The organism is Nonomuraea sp. NPDC049129, assembly GCF_040648495.1.
Taxonomy (GTDB): domain Bacteria; phylum Actinomycetota; class Actinomycetes; order Streptosporangiales; family Streptosporangiaceae; genus Nonomuraea.
Window position 1 is genome coordinate 326,785 of the sequence record NZ_JBEZDU010000001.1, and the last position, 23,601, is coordinate 350,385.

1 protein-coding gene is annotated in these 23,601 nt (G+C 72.7%); it reads right to left on the reverse strand.

Annotation, left to right across the window (positions count from 1 at the left end):
• Positions 1-25 precede the first annotated feature (25 nt).
• Positions 26-23,596 carry a non-ribosomal peptide synthase/polyketide synthase gene (locus AB0B64_RS01445; protein WP_358173705.1) on the reverse strand — a complete coding sequence of 7,857 codons (23,571 nt, stop codon included), beginning with the start codon at positions 23,594-23,596 and terminating at the stop codon, positions 26-28.
• Positions 23,597-23,601: the final 5 nt, after the last annotated feature.

The following is a 23,601-nucleotide window of genomic DNA, read 5'->3' on the forward strand; positions in this document are numbered from 1 at the left end:
CTCCCACCTGAGCTCCCACCCGGCCTCACCGGGAGAGGTGGCGGGCGATCAGCGGGCCCAAGGTCTCCAGAGTGCGGGTGTCCAGCAGTTCGGAATGCCCGCACTCGACGGCGAACGTCCGTAGCTCTCCCCCGACGTACCCGCTCCACTGCTCGGAGGCCGTCCCCGCGAACCCCTGCTCCGGTACGGTCGCGTCGACGAAGACCACGTCTCCGGGGAAGACGCCGTACACGGCCCGCTCCATCAGGCGGTCGCCGGCCAGGTAGTTCTCCACCACCCGAGCGATCTGGGCGTCCTCCAGCGCGGCCACGCCGCCGCCCAGATCCCGGACGAACCCGACCGCGTCGGCGATCGACAGCGTGGCCCGCCGCCCTTCCGGCACCTGGCAGCCCATCTCGGTCAGCAGGTCGGCGATCGCCGACGACCGGTCCCCTGCGCCTTCGGGCCTCTCGGCGAAGTCCTTACGCGTGTCGAGCATGCCGAGGAACGCGACCTCGCGCCCGCCGGCCGCCAGGCGCACCCCCACCTGGTGGGCCACCGCACCGCCGAACGACCAGCCGAGCAGGCTGACGGGCCCCTCGGGTGCGGTCCGGTCGATCAGCCCGGCGTACTCCTTGACCAGCTCGAGCATCGTCGCGGGCAGGTGGGTGGTACGGCTCAGGAGGGGCGACTGCAGCCCATAGAGGGGTACGTCTTCGGGCAGGTAGCGCTTGAGCCCGGCGAACTGCCAGCTCAGGCCGCTGGCGGGCGGCAGGCAGAACAGCGGTGGCCGGGTGCCGCCTGCCCGCAGGGCCAGCAGCGGGGCCATCGCGTCGCCGGCGGTCGCGGGGTCGCCGGGGGCCGCGTCGGCGATGCGCTGGGCGAGGGTGGCGGCCGTGGGTGTCGTGAACAGCTCCGCTATCGGGAGGTCGGCGCCGAGCTCCCTGCGCAGGGCCGCGGCCAGCCGTACCAGCAGCAGAGAGTGGCCGCCGAGGACGAAGAAGTCGTCGTCCACGCCGACCGAGTCGAGCCCCAGCACCTCCGCGATGACGTCGCAGACGGCCGCCTCGGTACGCGAGCGCGGCGCGGTGGGGGTGGTCAGCCGGGCGAAGTCGACGTCCGGCAGGGCCGCGCGGTCCACCTTGCCGTTCGGGGTGAGCGGCAGCTCGTCGAGCACCGTCACGACCGAGGGGACCATGTACGACGGCAGGCGCCGGGCGAGGTACTCCCGCAACGGTGGCGTCGATGAGGCGTTGCTGATGGCGGGGTACTCCCGCAGCGGCGGTGCCGATGAGCCGTCGCCGGTGGTGACGTACGCGAGGATGCGGGTTTCGCCCTGCGCGTCCTGGCGGACGGCCACCGCGACCTGCCGGACGGCGGGATGATCGGCCGCGACCGACTCGATCTCGCCCGGCTCGATGCGGAAGCCGCGCACCTTGACCTGCTGGTCCGAGCGGCCGAGGAACTCCAGCGAGCCGTCACCGGTCCAGCGGGCGAGGTCGCCGGTGCGGTAGAGGCGGGCGCCGTGCGTGTACGGATCGGCGACGAACCGGGACGCGGTGAGACCGTGGCGGCCCAGGTATCCCCTGGTGATCTGGGCCCCACCGAGATACAGCTCACCGACGGCGCCGGGAGGCACCGGGCACAGGGCCGCGTCCAGGAGGTGGACCGTGGTGCCCGACAGGGGGCGGCCGATCGTGGGGCGGTCGCACCAGTCGGTATCCACAGCCGCGAATGTCGCCCAGACGGTCGCTTCCGTGGGTCCGTACAGGTTCGTCACGCTCCGGGCTCTGGCCGCCAGCTCCCGGGCCAGCGGGGGCGGGAGCGCCTCGCCGCCGACCAGCACCCGCACACCGCCGAGGTCGGCGCCCGGCGACTGTGTCAGCGCCGACCACAGGGACGGGGTCGCCTGCATGACCGTGACCTGTTCGGCCTCGGCCAGTGCGGTGAGCAGTCGCGGGTCGCGTACCTGCTCCTCCGTGGCCATCACCACGCACCCGCCGGCGCGTAGGGGCGCCATCAGCTCGAGTACGGAGATGTCGAAGGACAGGGTGGTGACGGCGAGCAGGCGATCGGAGTCGCCGATCGGGACGGCGGCGGTCACGGCGGCGAGGAAGGTCTCCAGGTCGCGATGGGTGACGACCACACCCTTGGGCCTGCCGGTGGATCCCGAGGTGTAGATGACGTACGAGGCGGCGTCCGGATCGGGCGAGACGGGGTGAACGGGACGCATGGGCGAGATGGGTTGGAAGGGGCTCGCGGACGGGAGGTCGATAAGAGACGTACCGTCAGGCAGGACGGGGAACAGCTCACGCGAATACTCGTCGATGACCACGACGGCGGGCCGGGCGTCATCGATCATGAATCGCAGGCGGTCGGCCGGGAACGCGGGGTCGAGCGGCAGGTACGCGGCCCCCGCCTTGGCGACACCCAGCACGGCCGCCAGCAGGTCGGCCGAGCGCGGCAGGGCCAGCCCGACCAGGCTCTCCGGGCCGACGCCAAGGTCGGCGAGCCTGGCGGCGAACGCGTTCGAGGCCGCGTCGAGCTCGGCGTAGCTCATCGTCCGACCGCCCGACACGCAGGCATCCGCGTCGGGCGCCGCCTTCGCGTGTGCGGAGAACCGCGCGTACCAGGACAGATCACCCCGTTCCACCGGCCCGCCTGACCGCCACCTGGCGAGGTCGTCGAGGTCGCTCGCGGCGAGGATCGGGGCCGTGTCGACCGGCTGGTCCGGTCGGGCCGCGAGTGCGTCGAGCAGCACCATGAGGCGGTCGAGCAGGCGCCGAGCGGTGTGGTCGTGGAAGCGTCCGGCGTCGTACTCCAGGATGAGTTCGACCGGCTGTCGTGGTCCGGCGTCGACGAAGGTGAAGTTCAGCTCGACCTTCGGATCGGCGAAGGAGGAGGGCGCCTCGCCGGTGGGCAGGTCCAGGACGGTGTCCTGATCGCCCGGCCGATGCAGGAAACCGATCATCACCTGGAACAGCGGGTTGCGCCCCTGCTCGCGTACCGGATTGACCACCTCGACGACCTGTTGGAAGGGCACGTTGGCGTGCTCGAACGCGGTCAGGTCCGTCTCGCGCACCCGACGCAACAGCTCGGTGAAGGACGGCGAGCCGGAAAGGTCGGCGCGCAGTACGACGGTGTTGACGAAGAAGCCGACCAGGTCGTTCAGCACCGCGTCGGCGCGGCCCGAGGTCGGGCTGCCGATCGGGACGTCGGTACCCGCGCCGAGGCGGTGCAGCAAGGTAGCGAGTGCGGCGTGCAGCACCATGAACAGGCTCGCCGACTCGGCACTGCCCAGCTCCCGCAGCGGGTCGATCAGCCCCGGCGAGAGAGGCGCGGACACTCGACCGGCCTGGCGGGCGGCGCGGGCCTGCCGGGGCCGGTCGGCGGGGAGGGGGATCTCGTCCGGTAGGCCGCGCAGGCGCTCCTGCCAGTAGGTCCGCTCGGCGGCGTGCCTGCCGGCCGGGTTCCCGGGGTCGCCGAGCAGTTCGCGCTGCCACAGGGTGTAGTCCGCGTACTGCACCGGCAGCGGCTCCCACTGCGGGGCATGACCGGCCCGCCGTGCGGCATAGGCGGTGTCGAGGTCGCGCAGCAGCGGCCGGTCGGACCACTCGTCCATGGCGATGTGGTGCAGGATCAGGGCCAGCACGCTGTCCCCTGTGTCCTGCTCTTGAATCAGGGTGACCCGCAACGGCGGGTCCGCGGCCAGGTCGAAGGGTCGGGCCACCGCCGCCGACACCACGCTCCCGGTCTCGGCGGCCGGGCGGTCCATGACCGCGACTTCGATCGGGGACGGATCGAGTACGTCCTGGAACGGCTGGTCGTCCATGACCGTGACCAGCGTCCGCAGCACCTCGTGCCGCGTCACGACGTCTCCGAGCGCGGCCCGGAGGGCGTCGTGGTCAACGGATCCGCGGAGGCGGACGAGCAGCGGGTAGTTGTACGCCGTCGAGGTGGGGTCCAGTTGCTGGAGCAGCCAGAGCCGTTCCTGGGCCGCCGACAGCGGTGGGCGCCCCTGCCGCGGGCGGGAGGTGAGCTCGGGGGGTGCGGTCCCGGCTCGGTCGGCGAGACGGGCGGCCAGGCGCGCGGGCGTTCGCGTGTCGAACAGGTCACGCAACGACAGTTCGACGCCCAAAGCCGCACGCACCAGCCCGAACAGCTGGATGGCGAGCAGGGAGTGTCCACCCCGGTCGAAGAAGTCGTCCTCAGCGCCGAACCCGCCGAGATCACCGAGGACCTCGCCGAACAGTTCGCACAGCCGCCGTTCCAGCTCACCCGCCGGCGCCCTCGAACTCGACGGCAGCGACCGCGGTGCGGGCAGCGCGGCGGTGTCCAGCTTGCCGTTGATCGTCAACGGCAGCGCCTCCACGACCGCGAAGGCCGACGGCACCATGTACCCGGGCAGCACCGACTTCAGCTCACGATGGACGGCCACCAGCAGCGAGTCCTCGTCACCGGGCTCCTCGGGAACGACATAGGCCACCAACCGCTTGCCACCCGACGGGCCGGGAACCGCGAGCACCGCGCTCTGGTGCACGCCCGGCCGTGCCGTCACGGCGGCCTCGACCTCCGCCGGCTCCACCCGATAACCGCGGATCTTGACCTGATCGTCAGTACGGCCCAGGAAATCGAGGTTCCCGTCGGCACGGGCACGTACCAGGTCGCCCGTACGGTACATCCGCCCGCCACGCCTATGCGGATCCGCCACGAATCGCGAGGCGGTCAGCCCGGCGCGGTCGAGATATCCACGCGCCAGCCCCGCCCCGCTGATGTACAGCTCGCCGGGCACGCCCACGGGCACCGGGCGCAGGGCGGCGTCCAGCACGTAGCCTCGGGTGTTCCAGATGGGCCGGCCGACCGTGGTGCCCGCGCTGTCCTCGGTGCCCGCGCCGAGGGTGTTGATCGTGTACTCGGTCGGACCGTACAGGTTGTAACCCGCCACCCCCTCGGCCTCGCTCAGCGCGTTCCACAACGTCTGCGGCACCGCCTCGCCACCGAGCAGCACCAGAGCCGGACGGTACGAACCGGGCGGCCCCCCATACCGCGCGCCGTCGAGCAGCCCCTGGTCGAGCAGGTGCTGGGCGTAGGTCGGGGTCACGTTGACGACGTCGACGCGGTGCCGGTCGCAGTACGCGACGAGCGCGCGGGCGTCACGGCGCAGCTCCTCGTCGCAGATGTGCACATGATGGCCCTCGACCAGCCACAACAGCTCCTCCCACGACATGTCGAACGAGAACGAGACCGTGTGCGCGATCGTGAGGATCCGGTTCCCGGCGGCGGCGACCGTGGGGGCGAAGATGGCCTCGCGGTGGTTGAGCTGCATGTTCGTCAGCCCCCGGTACGGGGTGACCACGCCCTTCGGCCGTCCGGTGGAGCCGGAGGTGTAGATGACGTACGCCGGGTGGTCGAGCCGTCCCGGACTGCCGGGCGCGAAGTCACCCAGCTCGTGGTCCTCGATCGGGTCCGCCGATCCGGTACGCCCGCCGGCGCCGTCCAGGCACAGCACCGGCACGGGATGGGAGGCGAGCCGGGGCGCCACCGCTTCGGTGGTGACCAGCAGGACCGGACCGGCGTCGGCCAGCATCGCGAGCAGTCGGTCGTCGGGATGGTCCAGTTCGAGGGGAAGGTAGGCGGCCCCGGTGCGGAGGACCGCGAACAACGCCGCCACCATGTCGATGGACCGGGGCACGGCCAGCGCGATGATCCGCTCGGGGCCCGCTCCCCGGTCGAGCAGCAGGCGCGCGAGCTGGTTCACCCGCGCGTCGAGCTCGGCGTAGGTCAGCGTCCGCGCGCCTGAGGTGAGCGCGGCGGCGTCCGGTGTCCGCCGGGCCTGGGCTTCCATCAGCTCCGCGATGGTCTCGGCGCCGATGGGATGGGTGACGGCGTCCCATCCGGCCTCCAGCGCCGCGCGCTCGTACGGGAGGATGACGGGCACGTCGGCCACGGTCGTGGCGGGGTGCTCGGAGAGGTGGAGCAGTACCTGCTCCAGCCGGGACAGCAGGGCCCGCGCCTGCTCGGGCGCGACCACATCGGCGCGGTACTCCAGCCGCACCGCCAGCCGCGCCCCCGGCGTGGCCACCCAGGTGAGCGGGTAGTGCGTGGCGTCCACACTCCGCACGCCGACGATGCCGTGCTCCTGCTCCAGGTCGGTGAAGGTGTCGTCGTCGAGGAAGTTCTGCAGGACGTACAGGCTGTCGAAGAGCTGGTCACGGCCGGCCGCGCGCTGGATGTCGCCCAGGCCGAGGTACTCGTGCGGCATCATCTCCACGCGGTCGGCCTGCACCCGCAGCATGACCTCCAGCGCGGGCTCGCCCGGAGCCAGCCGGACATGGACCGGAACGGTGTTGAGGAAGACCCCGATCACCGAGTCGATGCCGTCCAGCTCGGTCGGCCGTCCGGCGACGGTCGTCCCGAACACGGCCTCCTGGCGGCCGGAGGCATGACTGAGCACCATGGCCAGCGCCGTACTGAGCAGCGCGTTGAGCGTCACCCCGCCCCGGCGCGCCCGGTCGGTGACGCGCCCGGTCTGCTCCCGGGTCAACCGGAACGACAGGCTGGTGGCCAGCACCGGCGCGGTCCCTGCGGCCGCTGGGAACAGGATGGTCGGCTCCTCGACCCCGGCCAGCGCCCGCGCCCACGCCCGCGCGGACGCGTCCGTGTCCTGCCGCCCCAGCCAGGCAAGGTAGTCGATGAACGTCGCCGTCTGTTCGGTTGGCGGCAGGGCGGGGTGGTCGGTGGACATCGCCGTCTCCCCTCCCTGTCGCGGGGCGGGGTAGTCGATGGACGTCGCCGTCTGCTCGGCGGTCTCCGGGGTCGGGCGGTTGTCGCGGGCGAGGGCGTACTGGCCGAACAGCTCGCGCAGCACCAGCTCCCGCGACCATCCATCCCACAGCAGCAGGTGGTACGTGAGCAGCAGCCGGTCGCGCCCGCCGGGCAGCCGGACCACGGTCAGGCGACACAGCGGCGGCCGGGCCAGGTCGAACGGCCGCCGACGATCCTCCTCCATCAGCGCCCGGAGCCGGCCATCGTCGACCGCTCCCGAGCCGTTGTCGACTGCTCCCAAGCCGTCGTCGGCCGCTCCCGAGTCGCCGTAAACGACGTCCGAGTCGCCGTCGGCCACGTCCGGGTCGTCGTCGGCCACGTCCGACAGGTCAACCACGCCGACCGAGCTGTCCAGCGCGGTCCCGACCAGGGCGACGGGCCGGGTCGTGCCTTCGGCGGTGAAGCCGAGCCGCATGGCCGCGTGCCGGTCGAGCACAGTGGCGTAGGCGCGGCGGAGGGCCGCGACGTCGAGCCGCCCGGCGAAGTCGAACGCGTTCTGCGCCACGTACACGTCGGCGTCACCCGCGTAGCCCGCCTGGAAGTACAGGCCCTCTTGGAGTGGCGACAGGGGCCAGATGTCCTGTACGTCGACCGGGGCTGCGGCGACCACCCGATCAATCTCATCGGGGGTGAGGGCGGGGTGGGTGACCAGGGTGGGCCGGGCGGTCCCACCGGGCTCGGACGACCCAGGGCCGGAGGACGCGGAGCCGGGTGGGGTCGAACCAGGGGAGGCGGAACCGGAGGATGCGGTGGCCAGCTCGCGGGCGGCCGTCACCCAGCCGTCGGCGAGCGTGTCCACGTCGGCCGCGGCGAGCCCGCCGTCCGCGTAGGTGAACACGGCGTGCAGCTCTGGCCCTGCCGCCGTGTCGTGGCAGGCGACGTTGATCTCCAGCAGGTACGGGGTGCCCAGGTCGGGGTCCGGGTGTACGCGCAGCGCCGTCGCCTCGGGTGCGGAGTCCCAGTCGCCGGATCCTCCGGTGGGGAATCGACCGAGGTAGTTGAAGAGCAACTGGGGTGTTCCCAGCCGGGCGAGCGCAGGCGCGGTGCGCGCGTTGCAGTAACGCAACTGCCCGTACCCCAGGCCCCGGTCCGGGGCGGCTCGCAGCGCGTGGCCCACGTCGCCGAGTACGTCTCGGGGGCCACCGGTAACGGCGGGCAGGCGTACAGGGGCGATGGCGGTGAACCACCCCACGGTCCTGGACAGGTCGTCTTCGTCGGAGATCTGCTCACGCCCGTGCCGCTCCAGGTCGATCACCAGCGGCGCCCCGGGCTCGCCGCCACACGCCACACGCCAGCGCGACACGGCGAGGTGCAGCGCGGCAACGAGCACAGCGGTCACATCGGCGACGGGGGCGGCCGACGCGGTGGCCAGCAGCGGTGCGGTCACCTCGGGGGGCAGGCGCACGACGTGGTCTCGGGTTTGGCCTGCTGTCAGGCCGATGGCCGGGGTTGACGGGTCGAGTTCGCCCCCCGGTGCCAGGGTCGTCGTCCAGTGCTCGAACTCGGCGAGCCGGGCCGCCTGGGTGGCGTTCTCGGTAATGGACCGCGCGAAGGCTCGCAGGGACGTGCCGACCGGTTCGAGCCGGACGCGGCGCCCGGTGCTCACGGCGTCCCAGCCCTGTCGCAGGTCGTCGGTCAGGATCCGCCACGAGACCCCGTCGACTACCAGGTGGTGCGCGACGAGCAGCAGCCTGCCCTGCTGCTCGGGCCCCCGATCGAACCACACCGCCCGCAGTACGTGACCGCCGTCGGGGTCCAGCCGATCGGCGGCGGCGTCGGACTGGACGGCGACCAGAGCGCGCAGGGCGTCGTCGTCGAGACCCACCGCGTCGACCAAGGTCACGGCGGGATCGGAGGCATCGGCAGGTTCCGAGGCACCAGTGAGATCGGAGCCACTGGCCGAACCGGAAACACCAGCCGGACCGGAGACGCCAACCGGACCGGGGATGCCACCGGGACCGGGAATGCCAGCGGCGCCGGAGACACCAGCGGGACCGGGAATGTCGGCGGCGCCGGGGATGTCGGTGGCCGGGCGGACCTCCAGGGACCACAGCAGTGGAGACGGCCGATGCAGCCGCAACCGGAGCGCGTCGTGACGCCTGACGAGCGCGTGGATCAGCGCGACGATCTGCTCGTGGGTCGCGCCCGGTGGGGTGAACAGCAGCTCGGACTGGTTCAGCCGGGAGATCCGCCCGCCCAACTCGGCCAGCCGATGCACGATCGGCATCAGCATGACCTCGCCCACCCCATCGGACACGACCTCGTCCGGCTCCCAGCCAGGGCCGGACGCGAGCCCGTCCGGCGCCCGGCCGGGGCCGGTGTCCGCGCCACCGTGGCCGACCGCCCCAGCAAGCGCGCCCCGCACACCATGGCCGACCGCACCACGCTCACCGTGGCCGATCCCCCCGGCAACCACACCCTGAGCACCATGGCCGATCGCCTCAGCGAGCGCGGCCGGAGTGCGGTGGACGAACACGTCACGGGGGGACAGCCGCAATGACCGGCGCCGAGCCAGGTTGACCAGCTGGATCGCGATGATGCTGTCACCCCCGAGCACGAAGAAGTCGTCGTCGGGGCCCACACCGTCCAGCCGCAGAACCTCCGCGTACAGCGCCCGCAACACCGCCACAGGCGACCCCCCAGCGTCGCCAACGACGGCGGCCCGGGCGGGTGAACGGGCGGGCAGGGCCGTGCGGTCGAGCTTGCCGTTCACCGTGAGTGGCAGCGCGTCGAGTGGGACGAACGCCGACGGGATCATGTAGCCGGGCAACCTCTCAGCCAGGTGGGCGTGGGCCTCGGCGGCACCGAGACGCGCCCCGTTCCGCACGACCAGGTACGCCACCAGCCGCCGCTGTCCCGGCTCGTCCTCCCGCACGGTGACGGCGGCGTTCACGACTCCGTCCAGCGTGCGCAGCGCGGACTCGATCTCGCCGGGTTCGATGCGGTATCCCCGTACCTTGACCTGCTGGTCGGAGCGGCCCACGTAGACCAGATCGCCGTCGGGAGTCCACCGCGCGAGGTCGCCGCTGCGGTAGAGGCGGGTGCCGCCAGTGTGCGCCACGAAGCGCTCGGCGGTCAGGCCCGGGCGATCGAGGTAGCCGCGAGCGAGCTGATCGCCCGCGACATAGATCTCGCCGGTGACCCCCGGCGGGACCGGCTCGAGACGGTCGTCGAGCAGGTGTACGCCGAGACCGGGCAGCGGCCCGCCGACGACGCTGTCACCGCTCGCGCCTTCAGCGTCGGCCGAGGTCAGCGCACGGAACGACACGTGCACACAGGTCTCGGTGATCCCGTACATGTTCACCAGGCGCGGCGCTCCGTCCGCGTGACCCTGATACCAGGGCGCCAGACGCGCGAGGTCCAGCGCCTCGCCGCCGAACACCACGTACCGCAGCGCGAGCTCGCCCGGCCGCTCCCGTTCGGCCTCCATCAGCGGGTAGAACGCGGACGGCGTCTGGTTCAGTACGGTCACGTGCTCGCGTTCCAGCAGCGCCAGGAAGCGGCGCGGGTCGCGGGCCACGTCGCGGTCGACGACGACCAGGCGACCGCCGTGCAGCAGCGCGCCCCAGAGCTCCCACACCGAGAAGTCGAACGCGTACGAGTGGAACATGGTCCACACGTCAGAGGGACCGAAGTCGAACAGCTCCCCAGCCGCCGCGAACAGCGACAGCACGTTGCGATGGGTCACCGCCACACCCTTGGGCAGGCCCGTCGAACCCGAGGTGTAGATGACGTACGCCGCGTTGTCAGCCGCCGCCGACGGGACCAGGGGCGGCGGGGCAGAGGCGTGGTCCGCGAGGAGGCGCGGATCGTCCAGCAGCATGACCGGCACCGTGACGGGGGGCAGCGAGTCCAGCGTCGCGGTGTCGGTCAGCAGGCATACGGGGGCCGAGTCGGCGAGGATGTGGCTCAGTCGTCCGGCCGGGGCGCTGATGTCCAGCGGTACGTAGCAGCCGCCCGCCTTCACGACCGCGAGCAGGGCGACGACGAGGTCCGCCGAGCGGGGCAGCGCGACGGCGACCCGCGACTCCGGCCGGACGCCCCCGGCGGCCAGCGCGCGGGCCAGCCGGTTGGCGGCCGCGTCCAGCTCGGTGTGCGTGAGCATTGTGTCGCCCGAGGTGACGGCTATGGAGCCCGGCCGGACGGGTGCGGCGGCGTACGCGTCGGCGAGCGTCAAGCCGCCCGCCACCAGCACGTCCAGCCGCGAGACCGGCGTGCTCGGCGCGGTGGCCAGCTGGTCGAGGACACGTCCCACCTGGTCGAGCAGCCGACGGGCCGCCCGTTCCCCGACCAGCTCGACGTCGTACTTGATCTCCAGCGTCAGCCGCTCCCCAGGAAAGGCCACCAGAGAGACCGGATAGTGCGGCGCATCAGTGCCGGTGAACCCCAGCACGCTCAGCCCATCCCCCGCACCGGCCCGCACGGCGGGGAAGTTCTCCACCACCACCATCGTGTCGAAGAACTCCCGGACCCCCGCCACGGCGGCGAGCTCCCCGAGCCCCACCTGCTGAACGTCCAGCAGATCCGTCTGCTGCTCCTGCAGCCGGGCGAGCACCTGCCGCAGGGTGTCGCCGGGACTCCAGGACATCGGCACCGGAACGGTGTTGATCAGGAGGCCGACGATCGACTCGACGCCGGGCAGCTCTCCGCCCCGCCCCGACACCGTGGAGCCGAACACCACCCGCTCCCGCCCGAGCAGCCTGCCGAGCAGCAGACCCCAGGCGCCATGCACGAACGTACTGAGGGTCACCCCCTGCTCGCGGGCGGCCTCGACGAGGGCGCCCGTGCGCTCGGCGGGCAGCGCGACATGGACGCTGTCGTGCCGCGACACCTTCTGTCCCTGGACGGCCTGCCCCTGGACGGCCTCCCCCTGCGCGGCCTCCCCCTGCGCGGCGCCGACCAGGCGGGTGGCGGAGTCGATGCCGGACAGCGCGCGGGCCCACACCTCGCGGGCCCGTACGCGGTCCAGGGCGGCCATCGCCTCGACATGGTCGCGGAACGTCACCGCCGGGGCGGGCAGGTCGTACCCGCTTCCGGACCGGCCGCGCTCGTAGGACTCCAGCAGGTCGCCGAACACCAGCGGGTACGACCAGCCATCGGCGAGGATGTGGTGCATGGTCTCCACGAGCCGATGTTCGGTGGGACCGAGCGAGACCAGCGCGTAGCGGAGCAGGGGCGCGGCCGACAGGTCGAAGGGCTCGGCCAGCTCGGCGGCCGTGACCTCGGCCAGCCGCTCGCTCGCCGCCGCCGCGTCCAGACCGGTCAGGTCCACCTCGCGCCACGGCACCTCCACGGCACCGGCGATCACCTGGACCACCCGGCCGTCGGCCATCTCCTGGAAGCAGGCGCGCAGGGCGTCGTGCCGCTGGACCACCGCTTCCACGGCGCGGCGCAACGCCGCCCGGTCGACCGGGCCGGACAGCTCGGCCACCTGCTGCACGATGTACGTGTCGGTCTGGTCCTCGGCGAAGGACGCGTGGAAGTACATGCCCTCCTGCAACGGCAGCAGCGGCAGAATGTCCCGCACGCCGTCCGGCGCGAGCCGGTCCACGTCGCCCTGGGTCAGCTCGACCAGCGGGAAGTCGGAGGGAGTACGCCCGGCGAGCTCGGCGCACCGGGTCAGGGCGGTCAGCGCGGCCATCCACAGCTCCGCCAGCTCGCCCACCTCAGCGGCCGTCATGACGCCGGACGGCCAGGACAGCGTGGCCGAGAACACCGTGCCCGCCCATCCGTCCTGAGCCAGCGCGTTGATCTCCAGTCCCATCGCGGGATTGCTCGGGTGGACACCTTCGCGCAGCGCGCCGGCCGCCGCCCAGTCCCCGCCCTCGTCGGCGGCGAACCGTCCCAGGTAGTTGAACAGGATCTGCGGTGGCTCGCCCCGAAGGTCCACCTCGCCGTCCAGATAGCGCAGGATCCCGTAGCCCAGGCCCTGCCGGGGTACGGCGCGGAGCTGCTCCTTGACCCGCTTCGCCGCCGCCGCCAGGGCGGGCCCCGCCTCAGTGACCTCCGCCCAGCTCAGCGGTCCCGGGTCGAGGCGTACGGGGTAGATGGCGGTGAACCAGCCGACCGTACGGGACAGGTCCACGCCGTCGAGGGCGTCGCGGCCGTGGCTCTCCAAGCTGAGGACCACGGCGCTCTCACCACCCCGCCACTCGGCGAGTGCGGCGGCGAAGCCGGTCAGCAGGACGTCGTTGACGCCGCCGTGCATCGCGGCGGGCACGGCCGACAGCAGGGCGGCGCTCACCTCGCCGGGCAGCGAGACCGTCAGCGACTCCACGGTGGCGGCCGTGTCGGTCGCGGGGTCGAGCGGGCGCGTACCCAGCCGGGGGTCCTCGGTGGCGAGGACGGCCCGCCAGTGGTCGAGCTCGTCGCGGAACGTACCCCGCGCGCTCGCCTCCTCGACCAGCTTCGACCAGGTACGGAAGGAGGTCGGCACCTCGTCGGGCACGGGCTCGCGGCCCGCCCGTACCTCCGCCCAGGCCCGCGCGAGGTCGTCGGCGAGCACCCGCCAGGAGACACCGTCGATCACCAGGTGATGGATGACCAGCAGCAGGCGACCCGGCTCCGACTCCGGCTCGGAGGCGATCCAGACTGCCCGCAACATGATCCCGCGATCCGGGTCGAGCAGGTCGGCGGCCTGCCGGGTGGCCTCCTCCACGTCCCCTGGGACGGACAGGGTGAGCGCGTCCGCCGCACTGAATGCCTCAGGTGGCGGCACCGACAGCACCCATTCGGCGTCGCCATGGCGGTCGAGCCGGGCCCGCAGCAGGCCGTGCCGTTCGCCGATGGCCTGGAGCACGCGTTCCAGCTGCGCGCGGGTCATCTCCGACGGGGTGCGGTAGACCATCGACTGGTAGAAGTGCTCCAGCGGCGTCTGCGCCCGCATGGTCTCGACGAGCATCGGGGTGAGCGCGACCGTACCTTCGCCGTTGTCCCGTGGCCCGACGCCCGGAGCGGCCTGGGGCGCGGCCGCGGCGAGCGCCCGTACGGTGCGGCGGCGGAAGACGTCGCGCGGAGTGAGGTGCACGCCCGCCTTGCGCGCGCGGCCGGTCACGGCGATCGAGGAGATGCTGTCGCCGCCGAGGGCGAAGAAGTCGTCGTCGATGCCGACCTCCGGCAGGCCGAGCACCTCGGCGTAGATGCCGCACAGGGTTCGCTCGCGGTCGTCGCGTGGCCGGTCGCCGCCGCTGACGGGCGCTATGGGCTCGGGCAGGGCGGCGACGTCGAGCTTGCCGTTGACGGTCAGCGGCAGCTCGCCGACGACGCCGTACAGCGCGGGGACCATATAGCCGGGCAGCCGCTCGGCCAACGCGGCCCGCAAGTCCGCGACTAAGGCGGCCCCCTCGGACCCCTCCGCCGGCACCACATACGCGACCAGCTTCTTCAGGCCGGTCACCGCCGAGTCGGTACGGGCGATGACCGCGGCCTGCCGGACCTGGGGCAGCGCGGCCAGCGCCGACTCCACCTCGCCGAGCTCGACCCGGTAGCCGCGGATCTTCACCTGGTCGTCGACCCGGCCGAGGAAGTCGAGGTTGCCGTCCGGGCGCTGCCGTACAAGATCCCCGGTCCGGTACATGCGCCCGCCCGGCACGAACGGATCCGCCACGAACCGCCCGGCGGTCAGACCCGGCGCGTGCAGGTAGCCGTGTGCGAGCCCGGCGCCCGTCACGTAGAGCTCGCCGAGCACACCGGGGTGGACCGGGCGCAGCCAGGCGTCCAGCACGTACGCGCGGGTGTTCCAGATGGGCCGGCCCACGGTCGGGGTGGCGCTGTCGCGCGTGCCCGCGCCCAGGGTGTTGATCGTGTACTCGGTCGGGCCGTACAGGTTGTAGCCTTCGGCGCCGTCCGGCTCGCTCAACCTGTCCCAGACGGCTTCGCTTACCGCCTCGCCGCCCAGCAGCACCAGGCGGGGCGGGTGCCCGTCCCGGTCGAGCAGCCCCTCCTCGAACAGGTGGTGGGCGTACGTGGGGGTCACGTTGATCACGTCGATGCGGTTCGCGCGGCAGTAGGCGGTCAGCGCGGCGGCGTCCCGGCGCAGCTCTTCGTCGCAGATGTGCACCTCGTGGCCCTCGACGAGCCACAGCAGTTCCTCCCACGACATGTCGAAGGAGAACGACACCGTGTGCGCGATGCGCAGCCGCTCCCGCCCGGCGCTCCGCGCGCGGGCGACGGCCGGGTCGAAGATCTCGGCCCGGTGGTTGAGCTGCATGTTGGTCAGGCCCCGGTACGGAGTGACCACGCCCTTGGGCCGGCCGGTGGAGCCGGAGGTGTAGATGACGTACGCCGGATGCTCCAGCCTGCCCGGAACCGTACCGGCGAACGCCCCCAGTTCGGCGTCGCTCAGCGGGGGTGCGGGCAGTGTGGCCGGTTCGCCATCGAGCACCAGGCAGTCCCCGCCCAGCCGCCGCTGCCGCTCGGCCAGCGGTGCGCTCGCGTCGGCGCACACCAGCAGCACCGGCCGCGCGTCGTCGAGCATCTCGGCGAGCCGGTTCACCGGGTGATCGAGGTCGAGCGGGAGATAGGCGGCGCCCGTACGCAGGACGGCGAACAGCGCGACCACCATCTCGACGCCGCGCGGCAGCCCCAGCGCCACGATCCGGCCCGGTCCGGCGCCCTTGGCCAGCAGCAGCCGGGCGCAGCGGTTGATCCGGCCGTCCAGCTCGGCGTAGGTCAGCGACAGCTCCCCGAACACCAGGGCGACACCATCCGGGCAACTCGCGGCCCGCTCGGCGAGCAGGTCGGCGATGGTCGCCTCGCCGATCGGATGCTCCGTGGCCGCCCACTGCCCGGCCAGCTCGGCGCGCTCCTCGTCGAGCAGCGGGTCCAGCGCGCCCGCCTGGACCGACAGGCCGTCGGCGAGCGACTCCAGCAGCCGCCTGAAGCGCCGGACCAGCCGCCGCGCGTCCGCCTCCGTCACCGCGTCGGGCCGGTATTCGAGCTTGATCCGCAGGTTGGCGCCGGGGGTCAGCACCCAGGTGTAGGGGTAGTGGGTGGTGTCGACGTACTCCACTCCGACGATGCCCTGCTCGCGTTCCAGGTCGGTGAAGGTGGTGTCGGACAGGAAGTTCTGCAGGACGTACAGGGTGTCGAAGAGCTGTTCCTGACCGGCGGCGCGCTGGATGTCGCCGAGCCCGAGGTATTCGTGCGGCGCCAGCCGGATGCGGTCCTCCTGGGCCCGGCGCGCCAGCTCGATCACCGTCAGGTCGGGCGAGGCCGTCACCCGGGCCGGGACGGTGTTGAGGAACAGGCCGATCACGTTCTCGATCCCGGCCAGCCCCGCGGGGCGTCCCGCGACCGTCGTGCCGAACACGACGTCGGTGCGCCCGGTCTCGTACCCGAGGAGGAGGCCGAGCGCGGCGGTCAGCAGCGAGTTGAGCGTGACGCCGCCGCGCCGGGCCTGCTCCCCCAGCCGGGTCGTCACCTCGGCCGGGAGCGCGGCCAGGACGCGTTCGGACGGGATCGGCTCCCGGCCGACCGCCTCCGGGACCAGGATGGTCGGCCCGGAGACGTCGGCGAGCGCGGCGGCCCAGGCGGCGGTGGAGGCGTCGCGGTCACGGGCGGCGATCCAGGCGAGGTGGTCGGTGAACGCCGCCTGGGCGGGCGGCAACGCGCCGCGCTCGCCTCGGGACTCGTACAGCGCGAACAGCTCACGCAGCACCAGCTCGCGCGACCAGCCGTCCCAGAGCAGGAAGTGGGCGGTCAGCAGCAACCGGTCGCGGCCGCCGGGAAGGCGGATGACGGTCAGCCGGACCAGGGGCGGCCGACTGAGGTCGAACGGCTCCTCCCGGTCGGACCGCAGCAGCTCGGCGAGGGCGTCCGCCCGGTCCGTCGTGGAGTCGGTCGACGGGCCCGTCCCGGAACCAGGCGGCATGTCCGTCCCGGAGGCGGCAGACGGATCCGTTCTGGAACCGGTCGCCAGGTCCACGACCGCGACCTCGGCTGGGACCTCGGCGCCGATGTACTGCACGACACCGGGCACGCCGTCGCCGGTGAACCCGGCCCGCAGCGTGGGATGGCGCCGCAGCAGCGCCGCGAACGCCGTGGTCATGGCCTCGATGTCGAGCCGGTGGTCGAAGTCGAACACGTTCTGCGCGATGTAGGTGCCGGCGCCCTCGGAGTAGGCCGCCTGGTAGTAGACGCCCTCCTGAAGGGGCGAGACCGCCCAGATGTCGGCCACCGGAACCGGGCTGTTCGCCACGACGTGGTCGATCTCGGCCCGCGTCAGCGACACGGTCGTCAGCTCGGCCGGGTCCAGTTGAGCCCGGACCGGTTGGGCCGCCGGTTCGCCACCTGTCAGGTGCGCCTCAATGGCGGAGGGGGTGCGCAGGCGGAAGACGTCTTCTGCGGTCAGCTCGATCCCGTCGTTGACGAGCAGGCTGACGACGCGGATGGCGAGGATGCTGTCTCCCCCGGCGGCGAAGAAGTCGTCGTGGACACCGATGCCGTCGAGGCCGAGCACCGTACCGAAGTGCCGGCAGACCAGCGCCTCCCTGGCGGTGCGCGGCAGTCCGCCTCTGGCGATGGGCTCGGGGTCCGGCAGTGCCCGGCGGTCCCGCTTGCCGTTGGGCAGGGCCGGCAGGCGGTCCAGAACGGTCACGGTCGCGGGGACCAGGTAGGCGGGCAGCTCGGCACGCAGGGTCGCGCGAAGGGCGTTGGGGTCGAGCTCCTCGCCCGGGGCGGCCACCACGTACGCGTGCAGGGAACGCGTGCTTTCGCCGGTGGTGCGTACGGCGACCACGGCGTCGGCCACGCCTGGGCGGCGCATCAGGGCGGCCTCGAGTTCACCTGGTTCGACCCGATATCCGGTGATTTTCACCTGGTCATCGGCCCGGCCGAGGAACTCGACCCGGCCGTCGGCCGTCCACCGGCCGAGGTCGCCGGTGCGGTAGAGCCGGGCGCCGTCGGTGTACGGGTCGGCCACGAAGCGGGTGGCCGTCACGCCGCCCTGACCCAGGTACCCGAGAGCGAGCTGAACCCCGCCGACATAGATCTCCCCCACCGCACCGGGCGGAACGAGGTCGAGAGCGGCATCCAGCAGGTAGACCCGCGCCCCGGGCACGGGCCTGCCCAGCGTCACCGGCCCCGCCGGTTCGACCTCGCCCTGAAGTACGTCACCCGCCACCTCCGAAGACCCATAGGAGTTGACGATCCGGGCGTCGGGGGACGCCTGCCGGAGCGCGTTCACGCAGGCCCGATCGAGGGGTTCCCCGCTGCAGATCCAGCGGCTGAGCGCGCTGAGCCGCACCGGTTCGGTGTCCGCCAGCGCACCGGCCAGGCTGGGCACGGCGAGCAGCTGGGTCGCCCCGGACCGCTCGACGAGCCTGGCCAGCGCGGCGCCGTCGGTGGCCTCGGTGGCGTCGGCGATGACCGTCGTGGCCCCGGCGACCAGGCCGCCGAGCAGCTCCGTGGTGCCGTCGATGAAGCTCAGCGAGCTCTTCGCCACCCGGACGCCGGACCCCCACTCCTGAGCGGCCCAAAGCAGCCGGTTGGCGAGCGCCTCCTGCGTCCCGACGACCGCTTTCGGCCGACCCGTCGAGCCGGAGGTGTACACGACAGAAACGGCATCCCCCGGGCCGGCCGCCACGTCGGCGATGGGGTGCACGTCGGCGCTGGCGTAGGCGGCGGCTCGTACGGTGAGCGTCGGCAGGTCGTGCGGCGGCAGCGACCTGGCACTCGCCTCGTCGGTGAGCACGCACACCGGACGCGCGTCCCCGAGCATGAACTCGATCCGGGCCGCCGGATAGCCGGGATCGACCGGAAGGTAGGCGGCCCCGGCGCGCATGACGGCAAGAAGAGCCACGGCCATGTCCGCCGAGCGGCTCGTCGCCACCGCGACGACGTCGCCGCGCCGCACCCCCGCCCGGGTCAGCGTCCGGCCGACTCTCCGGGCGCGATCGTCCAGCTCGGCGTAGGTGAGCACGCGCTCCCCGCAGACGATGGCCGTACGCTCCGAGTGCTCGGCCACCTGCCGCGCGAACAGCCCCACCACCGTGCCGCCCACCCGAGCCGGGGCACCGGAGCCAACGGCCGTCAGCCGCTCGCGCTCCTCCTCGGTCACCAGGTCCAGCCGCTCGCAGGCCCGCTCGGGGTCGTCGGCGAGGGCGGTCAGCACCATCTCGTACTGGCGGGCCAGCCGGGCCGCGGCATCCGCCCCGACCACCCGCCGGTCGTGGGTCAGCGTGACGGCGATCCGCGCACCCGGCTTGGCCATCAGGGTCACCGGGTAGTGCGGCGCCTCGACGGTGTGCACCGCCGAGATCTGTACCTCGCCCGCCGGGGTGGGCTCGGCCGGGTAGTTCTCGATGACCACCAGCGTGTCGAACAGCTCCGGCACGCCCAGCCGCCGCTGCAGCCGGGCCAGCGAGACGTGCTCGTGCTCCACCACCTCACGCCGGTCGCGGGCGAAGCACCGTACCACGGTGGCGAGGGAGTCCCCGGGCACCCACCGTACCCGCGCCGGAACGGTGTTGATCAGCAGCCCGACCATGGAGTCGATGCCCGCGACGTCGGCCGCCCCGCGGCCGGACACGGTCGAGCCGAACATCACGTCGGACCGACCGGCCAACCGCCCGACGAGGATCCCCCAGGCGGCGGCGATGACGGCGCCGACCGTCAGCCCGTGCTCCCGCGCCCAGTCACGCACCCGGTCGCCGACGTCCGCGGGCAACTCCCACTCGACCCGCCCGAACCCACCGCCACCCTCGTCGGCGAGTCCGGTTTCTTGGGGAGCGCCCAGCACGTCGATGAGCCCTGCGGCTTGAGGCGTGCTCAGCGCGTCGGCGAGCCCTCCGGCTTGAGGGGTGCTCAGCGCGTCGGCGAGTCTGGTCGGCTCCCGCACGTCAGCCAGGACGTCCGCCCATGCCTCGGTCGCCACGTCAGGGTCCTGCGCGGCCAGCATCCGCAGGAATTCCCGGTACTGCGCGGGCGCGGGCAACGCCTCGGACCGTCCCTCGGCCTCGTAGAGCGCCAGCAGGTCGCGCAGGAGCAGCGGCACCGACCAGCCGTCGGCCAGGATGTGGTGCACGGTGTGGATCAGCACGTGCCGCCGTTCGCCGAGCCTGAGCAGCGCGTACCTCATGGACGGAGGCCGGCCCAGATCGAACGGCGTGGACCGCTCCGCCTCCGCGATGGCGGCCACCCGCGCTGCGACGTCCTCGGCACCAAGGCCCGCGAAGCCGTCCGCCCCTAAGGCTGCGACATCCGTGCCGGTGAGATCCTCCACCCGCCACGGCACCCGCGGACGGCCCGCGATCACGGACACGACCCGCCCGTCCCCGACAGTGCGGAAGGCCGCGCCCAGGTTGGGATACCGGTCGATCAGCCGGTCCGCCGCCAGCCGCAACCGGTCGCCGTCGAGCGGGCCGGTCAGCTCGATGGTCTGCTGGACGACGTACGGGTCGGCGGCGCGGGAGAAGGTGGCGTGGAAGTAGAGGCCGAGCTGCAGCGGAGACAGGGGAAGCACTTCCCGCAGTTCCGGTGCCGCGGCCTCGATGGCGGCCACGTCACCGGGTTCCAGGGTGAGGAGGGGAAAGTCCGAGGGGGTGTGCCCGGCGACCGTCTCGCTCGTGGCGATCCCGGTGAGCACCTCGGTCCATAGGTCGGCCAGCCCTCGCACTCGGCCGACATCGAGCACACCGCCGGGCCAGCTGAACCGCGTCTCCAGCACCGGCCCGTCGGCCGTGTCCACGGCGACCGAGTTGATCTCCAGTACGCGCGGCAGCGGCATGCGCGGGTCGCGCCGCTCGACCACGATCTCGGTGTCACCGACGGCCGTCCACGCCTCGGTGGACCCGGCCGCGAACCGCCCGAGGTAGTGGAACAGCACCTGCGGCGCCACCGCCAGGTCGGGACGGGGATCGTCGCCGAGATAACGCAGAGCGCCGTAACTCAGCCCGCGCCCAGGGACCGCGCGGAGCTGCTCCTTGACCGCCTTCACCGCGTCGCCGTAAGCGGCGTCGGCCGGGCCCGGATCGAGTACGGCCGGGAAGAGCGTGGTGAACCAGCCGAAGGTACGGGAGAGATCGACGTCCCCCACGGCGTCTTCCTCGCGCCCGTGCCCCTCCAGCTCCAGCAGCACCTCGGAACCGGCGTCCGGGCAGTGTCCGGCCCGCCACCGGCCCAGAGCGATCGCCGCCGCCGCGACCAGCACGTCGTGCACGCCACCGTGAACGGCCGCGGGCACCGCGCCGAGCAGCCGGGCGGCCACGGGTGAGGGGACCGTGACCGTCAGCGACTCCTCGGCGGCCACCACGTCACGGCGCGGGTCCAGGGGCCGCTCCCCCAGCGTCGGGTCCGGCGTGGCCGCGGCCCGCAGCCAGTACGCCTCGTCGGCGGCGAACGCGCCCGCGCGGGTACGTTCGCGCAGCAGGGTCGCCCACTGCCTGAATGAGGTGGGTACGCCGGGCAGCGACACCGCCTGCCCGTCACGTACCGCCGCCCAGGCGTGGCCGAGGTCCTCCAGGAGCACGCGGAGCGACACCCCGTCCACGATCACGTGATGGATCACCACCACGAGCCGGCCCTGCGCGTGCGGCCCGGCATCCAGCCACACCAGATCGACCATCCGGCCGCCGACCGGATCCAACCGCCGCGCCGCCGCCGTGATCTCGCTGTCCAAAACGGCCGCCACCTGCGCCGCGTTGCTGTCGGTCACGTCCACGCGGGTGATCAGTTGTCCCGCCCGGGGTGAGCCCACCGGCTGGACCGCCAGGGTCCAGGGGGAGGCGCCGTCGGTCCGTGCCCGCAGCAGGTCGTGGGCCGCGAGTACGGCGTCGACGACGCGTTCGAGCTGTTCGGCCGTCATGCCGGCGGGTGTGCGGACCGTCATCGACTGGATGAACCCGTCCATCGATGGGCCGGTGGCCTGGAGCCACTCGGTGATCGGGGTCGCGGGCACCTCCCCGACGGCACCGGTAGTGGGCCCTGAGGTCGAGGCGACCTCGGTCACCGTGACCGCCAGCGCGGCGGGAGTGGGATGGGCGAACAGGTCGCGCGCCCGCACCACGAGTCCGGCGCGCCGCGCCTGCCGGACGACGCCGATGGCGACGATGCTGTCACCGCCCAGCGCGAAGAAGTCCTCCTCGGCCCCCACCTCCTCGAGGCCGAGGACCCGCGCGAAGATCTCGCAGAGAACACGTTCCCGCTCAATCCGAGACTCGCCCACGTCGCGGCCCTGTCCGCCGGACTCTGGCAGAGCACGGCGACCCATCTCGGGCTCCGGATCCGGCAGAGCTCGGCGGTCCACCTTGCCGTTGGCGGTGACCGGGAAGTGGTCCAGGACGACGAAGGCGCTCGGCACCATGTACTCGGGCAGCCGGTCGGCGCACCAGCGCCGTAGTTCCGCCGCCGGAAGGTCGTCGTGGGAGGTCACGTACCCGATGAGGTGCCGTACGCCCGCCGCGTTCGTACCCACCGTGACGGCCGCCTGCCGGACCCCGGGGTAGGTGGCCAGCACGGCCTCCACTTCCTCCGGCTCCAGTCGCATGCCGCGGATCTTCACCTGGTTGTCCGCCCGCCCCACGAACTCCAGCGAGCCGTCGGCGTTCCAGCGCGCGAGGTCGCCGGTGCGGTACATCCGGGAACCGCCGTCGCCGAACGGGTTGGCCACGAACCGGGAGCCGGTCAGCGCGGGGGCGTTGATGTACCCGCGCCCGAGCAGGAACCCCGCCGCGTACAACTCCCCGACCGCACCCACGGGCAGCGGCTCCAGCCGGTCGTCGAGCACGTAGAGCTGTGTGTGCGGGTTGGGGCGGCCGATCGAGGTCGCGATGCGCTCGGCGGTGTCCCGGTAGATGACGTGCGAGACGCCGATGGTCGCCTCGGCCGGACCGTAGCCGTGGTACAGGGTGGTGGACAGCCGGCTCCGGAACCGGTCGAACAGCTCCGGCGTGAGCACCTCGCCGCCGCACCAGACGTGCTTGAGCCCGGACAGCAGCGAGGTCCCGTCGGCCATCTCCAGCAGGGTGTCGAGCATCGACGACACCAGATAGACGAACGTCACCCGCTCCCCCGCGATCAGATCCAGCAGGTATTGGGGGTCGCGTTCGCCGCCGGGCTCGGCGACGACCACATAACCGCCGGAGACGAGCGGCAGCAGGATCTCGTTGACCGAGATGTCGAACGACAGCGGCGCCTTGAACAGCGACGCGTCCCCTGGCCCGAACCCGAGGATCTCCTCGACCTGCCACAGCAGCCGGGTGCTGATCGCCTCGTGCCGGATCATCGCCCCCTTGGGGGTGCCCGTGGAGCCGGAGGTGAACATCACGTACGCGAGCCGTCCCCCGCTGATGGGCGGCAGCGGCGGCGGCTCGACGGGTTCGCCGCCGTAGCGCCAGGTGCCGAGGTCCACCTCTATGACGGAGTCACCGGTCTCCACGCCGGGGGCGGCGATGACCAGGCCCGCCCCGGCCTCGGCGCGTACCTTGGCTCGGCGTTCCGCGGGCCAGGACGGCTCGACCGGTACGAAAGCGCCGCCCGCGACCATGACCGCCAGCACGGCGACGACCAGCTCCGCGGAGCGGGGCGTGGACACCGCCACGACGTCCTCCGCCCCCAGGCCGCGACCGCGCAGGTGGTGCGCGAGCTGGAAGACGTGGGCACCCAGCTCGGCGTACGTCAGGCGGGCGCCGGGCGCCACCACCGCGAGGGCGTGGGGAGTGCGGTGTGCCTGTGCGGTGAACAGGTCGGCGACCGTGGTGATCGTCTCTGGAGTGGTCGCGTTGTTCCACCTGCGCAGTGCCTCAAGTCGCTCGCCTATGCCGTCCGGACGCCCTGGGTTCACGGTATTCGCCACGCCAC